4 protein-coding genes and 2 pseudogenes are annotated in these 6,753 nt (G+C 59.2%); 4 read left to right on the top strand and 2 right to left on the bottom strand.

Annotation, left to right across the window (positions count from 1 at the left end; genetic code table 11):
• Nucleotides 1-1,059 precede the first annotated feature (1,059 nt).
• Both HV796_RS45745 and HV796_RS39485 read left to right on the top strand, forming a co-directional pair.
• Entirely contained in the window at nt 1,060-1,383 is a 324-nt protein-coding gene (locus HV796_RS45745) for a transposase (protein ID WP_343053081.1), read from the top strand.
• Complete coding sequence (locus tag HV796_RS39485) at nt 1,380-1,700, top strand: hypothetical protein (RefSeq protein WP_175233192.1); 321 nt, start codon at nt 1,380-1,382, stop codon at nt 1,698-1,700. Before HV796_RS45745 ends, HV796_RS39485 begins: the two co-directional genes overlap by 4 nt.
• 1,184 nt (nt 1,701-2,884) lie before the next feature.
• Here HV796_RS39485 and HV796_RS39480 read toward each other — a convergent pair.
• Together HV796_RS39480 and HV796_RS39475 are read right to left on the bottom strand one after the other, a co-directional pair.
• Nucleotides 2,885-4,345, bottom strand: a complete 1,461-nt coding sequence (locus HV796_RS39480) for a 3'-5' exonuclease (protein WP_175233191.1) — start codon at nt 4,343-4,345, stop codon at nt 2,885-2,887.
• A gap of 128 nt (nt 4,346-4,473) precedes the next feature.
• Nucleotides 4,474-4,785 carry a hypothetical protein gene (locus HV796_RS39475; protein ID WP_175233190.1) on the bottom strand — a complete coding sequence of 104 codons (312 nt, stop codon included), beginning with the start codon at nt 4,783-4,785 and terminating at the stop codon, nt 4,474-4,476.
• A gap of 232 nt (nt 4,786-5,017) precedes the next feature.
• Between HV796_RS39475 and HV796_RS45740 the strand changes: the two are divergent.
• Nucleotides 5,018-5,875 (top strand): annotated as a pseudogene (locus HV796_RS45740) (Mu transposase domain-containing protein); the annotation flags it as partial.
• Nucleotides 5,864-6,642, top strand: a pseudogene (gene istB / locus HV796_RS39460) (IS21-like element helper ATPase IstB). The pseudogenes HV796_RS45740 and istB, both read left to right, overlap by 12 nt.
• The last annotated feature ends 111 nt before the right edge of the window (nt 6,643-6,753 follow it).

Raw genomic sequence — 6,753 nt, 5'->3', positions numbered from 1 at the left:
AAGGCATTCCTTTCAGAAATGGCATCCCGGTGATCGACAGCACACCGGTTCAGCAATCGCTCGCCGCCTGATGAACCTGCTCACCGCGTACACCAGATTTGACAATTGCTCGGTGGAGGCATTCCACCCCGACCTGTGCTTCGTGGATTAACCAGATCGCCCGATGGTTTGCCACCTCAGCGAGACATACATCCGTCGTGGCACTCAACGCTCCACCCGGCAACTCGAACAGGCGATTCACCAATACATCCAGACCAACAACACTGATCCGAGACCTTTCAACTGGACCAAATCAACCGACGACATTCTCGCCAGCGTTTAGCGATTTTGTCTACGAATTTCTAACTCGGGAAACTAGAGAATCTTATAAAAGAGATAGAGAGCGCCTGCAGTCTGCTACCAACGCACTCACTAGATACTATGGAGGGGCAGCGGAAGTAAGGCTCCTGGAGTAAAAACGAGGATTCCGATACCCGTTTTCCGAGAGGAGTACGCAAATGGATGCGCCTCGCACGGCCCTTCACGGGCAGGATACAACCATCATCGGATCGCCGTAAGTCGCCTTCGAACTGGGCTACAGGCGCTGGAAACTCTCGCTGGGCGATGGGGTGCGTGCGCCGAGCCGCTGCATAGTGGCCGCCGGCGATACGGCCGCGGTCTTCACGGCGATTGCGAAGGCCACGGTGCGCTGTCATCTGGCCGCCGATGCTCCGGTGCAGAGTTGTTATTGAAGCGGGGCGCGACGGCTTCTGGTTGCACCGATGCCAGGAAGCACATCAAGTCACGAACCTGGTGGTGGATTCAGCCAGTATCGAAGTGAACCGGCGCAGACGTCGCACCAGGAGCGACCGTCTCGACAGCGACAAGCTGCTATCGATGCTGACGCGATACTATGGTGGTGAACGCAGGATGTGGGCCATCGTGCGCGTTCCCACCCCCGAACAGGAAGATGAGCGGCGAGTAAGCCGTGAACCCGGTCGCCTGCGGTAGGAGCGTACCCCCACAGCAACCGGATCTGTTCGCTGCTGATACTCCACAACCTGCGGGTCGGGCACATCGGTGGGCGCGCGTGGCCCCACTGGTGGGCGCAGAACGCCGCCCGATTGTTGCCGGGTCTACGCGCTGGGATCGAGCGCGAATGTGAGCGACTGTCGCTGGCTGCCAGGCAGATCAGGGCGCTCGAGGTACAGCAGCAGCGCCGAGGTGTGCAGCGGTGCACAACCCGCGATTGCGCGGCTCGCGCGCCTTGCGGGTATCGGCACCGGCAGTGCCGCGGTCCTGGTCAGGGAATCGTCCGGTTGGCGGCGGTTTCACAACCGCCGCGAACTGGCCGGCTGCCTGGGCCTGGCCCCAACGCCCTATGCCAGCGAGCGGTACCAGTGAAGCTGAGCAAGGGCATCAGCAAGATCGGCAACAAGCGAGCCCGATGGCGGATGGTGGAACTGGCGTGGAGCTCCCACGGTACATACGAGAATGCAACGTTCCAAGATCCGATCAGCAAAAAATATCTTAGTTGTTCAGTAGTATTTACATTGGCGGACTCGGCAGACGACGCTCAATTTACTGCGGCCGGTCCCACGACCAATGGTGTAGCACCTCTTCCTTTTAGCAACTCCACCCTGGCTCTTGGCGAGAACGCGTCGAAACAGGCCGTTATTACTAGCAGTCAGAGTTCGTTCAAGCTGACTTTTGACCGCTAGCTGCCGAAGAGAATGGAACCTCCGGGGGCCAGACGACCCCTACACGGCGAATCAGAGCACACCGACCATCTCGGACAACCGATAGAACTTTGCCTAGGTAGGCTCCCATTCCACTATGGCCGTAGAGAGGGATGTTCACCTAGCGCACCTTTCTTCGCACCGATTCGTTTCGCGAATTTCTCGCGCGTCATGCCCAGATCGCTCATCGCCATAGCTCTGAATATTATTCATGACCGATCCTGAATAATAAATAAGATTCCTAACTATATGTCAACAACCGTGTCGCACGACATCGCTGCGCAATGCCGGGTCCTCGCGCGAAATCAGCCGCTGTCCTTCCGGCCGGTTCGCAGATGTTGCACAAAAAGCGCGCGGACGGATCCATCACTCCACGCAGCCGAAACGGTCAATACGCGCAACAACTCGCAATAAGTGTAAGGTGAGAAGCATGGCATTTACAGTTTTTCACAATCCAGCTCTTTATCGACACCATACTTTCTATAAAAACTCGCAAGCTCTCGATGCACGCGCCTACCTTTCAATAAGGAAGCAATATGAATGACGTTCGCAGCTTCGGTGCTACGTAACATATGATCCTCCGAATTCCACGTCGCCGAACACGCAACAAGCTCATCTCCGGCTCTTCGATTTGTTTGTGAATTGACATCTCGGGCGCTGCGAGACAGTGCGGATGTGCGGGTCGTTAGCGTTGTCGGGTAGTCACGACGCGTTGCTGCGAGCCACGGCTCCCTTGAACCACCAAACAGATCACCCTGCATCTGGCTCAATCCGTTCCTCTGGCACCGGACTGTCCGGCGGACCGTTTCGCGGTTTGGCGGCGAGCGAAGTAGGCGTCACGCGTTGAAAAGTGGTTGCCGGCCATCAGTACACTACGGTGGCACAGGGCGCGAAATACTCGAACACCGACCGGGCCCTTTATGGCAAAGCGAAGCCCGTCCAAATTCTGAATTGGAACCCGCTACAAACATGGGATCGGCCACCATCTGTTTCACGTACCGCGTCGACGGTTTGGCAGGTTCGGCGCAACGGTAGGACGTTCAGTCCAGATTCCCCAACTACGCGCAGCCGTTCAAGGCCAGGAAAATAGAAAGTCGGTGATGCCGCTCATCCTCATCGCCGGTCACTGGCAGAAAAAATGATCAGCATGTAGCCGTCTGCTGTCCTTACCTGCCAAACAGCCGCAGGAGTTCGTTCCGGACTTCCGAGATATCAAGCACGTGTTGCGCGCGCGTAATGGCCACGTAGAGCAGGCGCATTTCTTCATCTTCAAGCGTCAGTCGTCCGTTGGTCATTCCGAACCGGAAATCATTCACGACCTTGACCCGCTTCCACTCCAAGCCTTTGGCCCGGTGCACCGTTGAGATGACGTAATCTGCAACCGCCTCCGGTGCCACCCGACGTGCCAGCCCACGCAGGTAGTCGGTGCCGCATTCCTCAACTATCCGGACCAGGGGCAGAAGGTCACTTCCCACAGCGCTGCGGGCAAACGACCGCACCTCGCCCCAGTTCTCGAAAAGCGAAAAGGCAGCGGGCCGATAAGCGCGCCTGCCCGCGAGCAGATGATCTGCGCCATCCGCAAAAGCTTCGATTTCGACCGGGCTCATGCGGATCGCCGGCTTATGGCCTGTCTCGAGTCCTGCAGCCAGGTGCCAGATAGCCGTCACGTTTTTCCGGCAAAGAACCGCGTCGACCGGGGGCGAAACGCTAGGGTCTTCGACCATCATCGAGCCAATCGTATTCTGGCCGCGAACGGGAGTGCGCTCGCCGAGCAGACCTAGGATGCGACTTGCGAGCGCAGCGAAGGTTGGTCCGAAGCGGAAGGATTCCGTCAATGCTAGCTCGGGCGCATCGATGGACGCCATTGCATTGATCGCGCCTCGCCATTCATAAATCTGCTGGTAGGGATCTCCGACATAGATGATTTGAGCATGACGCTGTCCCCCAAGCACCGAGAGCATAACTCCGTCACTGTCCTGCGCTTCGTCGAAAAGAATGAAGTCGGCGTCCAGACGCGGATCTGACAACGCCCAGACCTTGAGGACAACGTCTGGCCCGATCGCCTGAACTGCCCGGGGAGCAATGCTTTCCTCCCACAGACGGGCGACGTAAGGGAGCAGTGCTTCACGCAGCCATTGCGCAGCCGCCTCGTCGACCTTTTCGTCCACAGGCACATGCGAGGCCTCAGGAGAGAGCTGCGCCGAGCGGCAGAAGCGGCCAAGACCATCTGCGATCATCCGGCCGATCTCGAATGGTGTAATCTGGAGGCTTTTGCCCGTGATGCTGGGCAATTCCACAGCACCAAGCCGATAGCGCGCAGCCAGCTCGTGCGGCTGTTCTGCCGGCAGACCTAGGCGCGAGCGCAGTGCCGGGCCGACCGATGCATAGGCGATCGAGTGCATCGTGCGGGAGACGACGTTCGGTGGGAAACTGCGGCGCGCATGGTCAGCGATCTCCCGGTTGAAGGCGAGGTAGCTACCTCGTTTGTCTGCGAGGCGGCTCGCCACCAACCGCAGCGTCGATGTCTTTCCCGCTCCGGCAAATGCCTTGATTTTCAGGTTTCGCCCTCGAAGAGCCGCATCGACTATTGCGGCTTGCTCATCGGTCGGCACGAAAGAACGGGGCATAAGGCGTCATGGAAGGGCAGCGTATCGCGAGTTGGCGAGGGCTCTGATATGGTGGACGACTCCCTTACGAATCCGGAGCTCGAATTTATTAGGTAACTATAAACCAACGGTTGCTCAATTATTTTCCGTTACTGAATAAGGTAACGGTTAACCGCTGTATCGTCCTCTCCCAAGGACTGCACGACGCTGTGATCCTCCCACCTGTCCAGCCGCTCGAGGACGGCACGTCCGGGCAGGCCGTAATGGGCCGCCAGCCGCCGAAGCGAAAAGAACTCGCGGCCGGTCATCGTCACCACCAGCCGCCGGTCATCCGATTGCGCATCGTCAGCCGGAAGCGGCTGGACCAAAACAGCCGATGCGACGGGAACGACGCCCGATCTCGCGATGAGCCTGCGGCAGTTCTTCACGCAGGTGCTCACATACGACCACGAGCCTGTCATGCTCCTTTACCGTTATCGTTACCGCCACGGCCATGCCGGCCGCCTGGCGCCGGGCGTTGGTCATCGTGTCGGGCTCTCACGGCCGGCACGGCCCCGTTTTTCCGTTGCAGGTAGCGGAGTATTCTTGTCGCGTACCATGCCCGCCCTCTTTACGAATCCGGAGTTCTTATTTTGAGTTACATGTAACGATAAATCAAAGGCTCGTGTGACGCGCGTGCCACGAAACCGTCCGCACCTGCAGGAAGAGCAGGACTTCACGGTTCGCTATGCGGCACTGCTCGAACATTACGGGATGGAAGGCACGCGCAACAACCGTGGCATGGGTCATGAGAATGGCAGCGTCGTATCCTCGCATCGTTACCTGAAGGATCAGGTCGATCAGGCCCTGGAGTCGCGCGGTCACCGCGATTTCGCGGATCGGGCCGCGCACGACGAGTTCGTGCGCGGGGTGGTGATGTCCCGCAACCGGCGCAATACTGCGGCGTTCCAGATCGAGCGCGAATACCTGCTGGATCTGCCTCAGAGCACCGTACCACCGACTTCGCCGAGGAAGAGGCGCGTGTGACTCGCTACGGCACGTTCACCGTGCGTTGCGTCCTGTACCGCGCGCCGTCGCGGTTGATTGGTCGTCGCCTGAAGGTACGCCTCTACAGTGACCGGCTCGATTGCTACCTGTCCGGCGCGCTCGTGTACAGCACAGCGAGAGCCACACACACCAGCAAACGGCGCGGTCGCGGCATCGACTACCGGCACTTCATCGATTCGCTCAAACGCAAGCCGCAGGCCTTCAGGGGCCTCGCGTTCCGGGACGATCTGTTTGCGCGTGAAGCCTACCGGCGGACCTGGGAGCGACTGGAGCAGGGCGTTGACGCCGCGCAGCGCATGCAAGACCGTGGTGGGCCTGCTTGAGCTGGGCAGGACACCACGGCGTTGAGGCGCAACTGGCGCACAGACTCGATGCATGCTCGAACTCGGTGAACTGCCCGATCTGAAGGCGCTGTTCGATGAGTTCGCGCCGCGCCAGGCCGAGTGTCCGGTGGTTGTCGTCGACATGCCGTGCGCCGCCCTCTATGACACGTTGCTCGACGAATTGCGCCTGCCAACAATCGGCCGATTGTGGCTGGACTTCGCTGAACGCCCGGACAAGGAAAGCTGGCAGGCGTCCCGGTCACTCGGTGCATTGCTCGAACACGAACTCGCCGAGCTTGCCAAACGAGGAATCGAGCGTCATCGCACCGAGTCACATCTGGATTCGACCAAGACGCTCGCCACCTTCGACTTCGGCATTGTGCCCATGGTCTCAAAGGCGCATGTGACGGCGCTGGCCACCGGCTATTCGTGGCTCGAGAAAGGCGCCACGATCCTCCTGCTTGGTCCACCAGGCGGCGGAAAAAGTCACTTGGGATCTGCCATCGGTCATGCGTTAGTCGACGCCGGCTATCGCGTATTGTTCACGCGCACTGGCCAAATCGTGCAGAAGCTCCAGGTCGCGCACCAGAGTCTGCAGTTGCCTTCGGCGCTCGCGAAGCTTGACCGCTTCGACCTGATCATCCACGATGATCTGTCGTATGTGAGGAAAGACTAGGCCGAAACCAGCGTGCTACTCGAGTTGTCGCCGAGCGGTATGAACGGAAAAGTCTTCTGATAACGGCCAACCAACCGTTCTCCGGCTGGTACGACGTCTTCCCGGACCCCGGCATGACTCTGGCGGCCATCGACCGGCTTGTGCATCACTCGACGATCTTCGAACTGAACGTTGAAAGCTATCGGCGCCGCAAAGCCAGCGACAAACCGAAGGAACGACGCCGTCAATTGCCCGCTGACAACCCGAACGGAGCGACAACCATGTCCAACTAACGTGTTGCCTCACGAAGGAATGTTACCCGACGGATTGTTGTCGTTTCGCTTTCCCTCTTCTCTTCTTTTGTGGTTTGCCGGGCGCGGAGCGCCCGGCCCCCGGCGACTTTC

It is taken from the genome of Paraburkholderia humisilvae (assembly GCF_902859855.1).
Lineage (GTDB): Bacteria > Pseudomonadota > Gammaproteobacteria > Burkholderiales > Burkholderiaceae > Paraburkholderia > Paraburkholderia humisilvae.
This window is presented reverse-complemented; position numbering and strand designations above follow the sequence as displayed.

Coding starts and splice junctions, on each gene's coding strand:
- HV796_RS39475 (WP_175233190.1), bottom strand. CDS start 4,785: ATGACAGGCTCGTGGTCGTATGTGAGCACCTGCGTGAAGAACTGCCGC.
- HV796_RS39480 (WP_175233191.1), bottom strand. CDS start 4,345: ATGCCCCGTTCTTTCGTGCCGACCGATGAGCAAGCCGCAATAGTCGAT.